This is a genomic window from Streptomyces sp. NPDC005728 (assembly GCF_040630895.1).
GTDB lineage: Bacteria > Actinomycetota > Actinomycetes > Streptomycetales > Streptomycetaceae > Streptomyces.
Genome location: NZ_JBEXYL010000285.1, coordinates 1 through 1,529, shown reverse-complemented (window position 1 = coordinate 1,529; position 1,529 = coordinate 1). Strand labels below are relative to the sequence as shown.

The 1,529-nt window shown below is 73.6% G+C and carries 2 protein-coding genes and 1 pseudogene; 1 reads left to right on the top strand and 2 read right to left on the bottom strand.

Features of this window, described 5'->3' with window-relative positions:
- Positions 1–65, top strand: a 65-nt coding sequence (locus ABZ471_RS48620; protein WP_359075351.1) for a CbtB-domain containing protein, incomplete at its 5' end; no start/stop codon positions are given.
- A gap of 487 nt (positions 66–552) precedes the next feature.
- On the opposite strand, the gene ABZ471_RS48615 is transcribed toward ABZ471_RS48620, so the two are convergent.
- On the bottom strand, positions 553–1,137 hold the full coding sequence (locus ABZ471_RS48615) for a histidine phosphatase family protein (protein ID WP_359075610.1): 585 nt from the start codon (positions 1,135–1,137) through the stop codon (positions 553–555).
- Positions 1,138–1,271: 134 nt separating this feature from the next.
- Positions 1,272–1,529, bottom strand: a pseudogene (locus tag ABZ471_RS48610) (5-methyltetrahydropteroyltriglutamate--homocysteine S-methyltransferase); the annotation flags it as partial.

Below are 1,529 nucleotides of genomic sequence, written 5' to 3'. Positions count from 1 at the left end.
GTGGTACGGAGGTTCATGAGTGGGTGCATGACGCCCGTCATCTGCTCGGTTTCCCCTGCCACTGACGCGAGGGACGCCGCACGCTCAGCGTGCTGCTGGCGGTCGGACACAAGAGGGCCCCTCGGAACTGTCCGGGGGCCCTCTCGCGTTCTCGGGACAGCGGCAGAGGCGACAGGCGGAGGAGCCGAGTGGCCAGACAGCATCCCCAACCGCGCCACATCACGCTCGGCGGACGTGAGGCGGTCGATCTGACCCCTCAGGATTACGCCCAACTCATCGCCAGCCGACGCCAGATCGGCGGCCAGAGCGCCCGCGTACGAGTCCTTGCCCAGCAGGTCAAACGGACCGAGAGACTCTTCAGGAGCTGGAAGCCCTGGTCGGTGTGCCGACGGCCGCCTGTCCCACGCGGGATGAGGGCGCCGGCCCTCGGGAGGAGGCCGACTGCCACGGCCGGCACGGGGAGACAGGCGACACGGACCCCGGCTGTCTGCCGTGCGCCATAGCGGAGTTGCCGCGCCGCCACCGGGGCCAAGGCCTCTGAGCCGACTGGTATCAGTCGACGCCCCCGGACTGGCCGAGGTCGTGTCCGATGCGCAGGTTCCAGCGCCCGGACCGGCCGGTGACCTCCGTCGCCGTGAGCGGACGGACGTCGACGCGCCAGAACGCGGCCTCTGGCGCCCCCAGCACGTGCACCACCACGGCCCGCACCACCTCCGGCTCCACCACGGCGACCGTCCTGCCGTCCGCTGCACCACTCGTGTCCAGCCACCGCGCGACCCGCGCACACAGTTCCCGTACCGACTCTCCGCCGTGCGGGGCGGCGCCCGGGTCGGTCAGCCAGTGGGCCACCGCTTCCGGTTCGGCGGCGCCGACCTCGTCCAGCGTCCGCCCCAGCCACCGGCCCACGTCCAGGCCCGAGAGTTCCGGGACCGCAGGGGCGGCGAGACCGAGCGCGGCCGCCGTCTCCCGGCAGCGCACACTGGGGGAGACGAAGGCCCGCTCCGCGGCGCGCAGCGACCTGGCCGCCGACCTGGCCCGGGCCGCCGCACCGTCCTCGATCGAGTCGCCGGCGTCGAAGCGAGCCCGCCGCAGCGAGGGTGTGGTCGCCGGCGCGACGAAGGTGACACGGCTGGTCACGCGGTTGCTCCTCCTGCCTCCGCCACGGGGCGGGGTGTCCTGTACCGAGTGCGTACGACGGTACGGGCAAGGTCGGCAGCGGCGCACGCCCACCCCGGTCAGGACGGCCGGGGCGGGCGTGGACGCAGTGCCCGCTACAGCTCCGCGCGCACCGCCCGAGCCGCGGCGACCAGGTTCTCCAGAGAGGCCCTCACCTCGGCCCAGCCGCGCGTCTTCAGGCCGCAGTCGGGGTTGACCCAGAGCCGTTCGGCGGGGATGGCCTCGAGCCCGAGGCGCAGCAGTTCGGCCGCCTCGTCCGCACCGGGTACCCGCGGGGAGTGGATGTCGTACACGCCGGGTCCGGCCTCGCGCGGGTAGCCGTGGGCGGCGAGTTCGCGAGCGACCTGCATGTG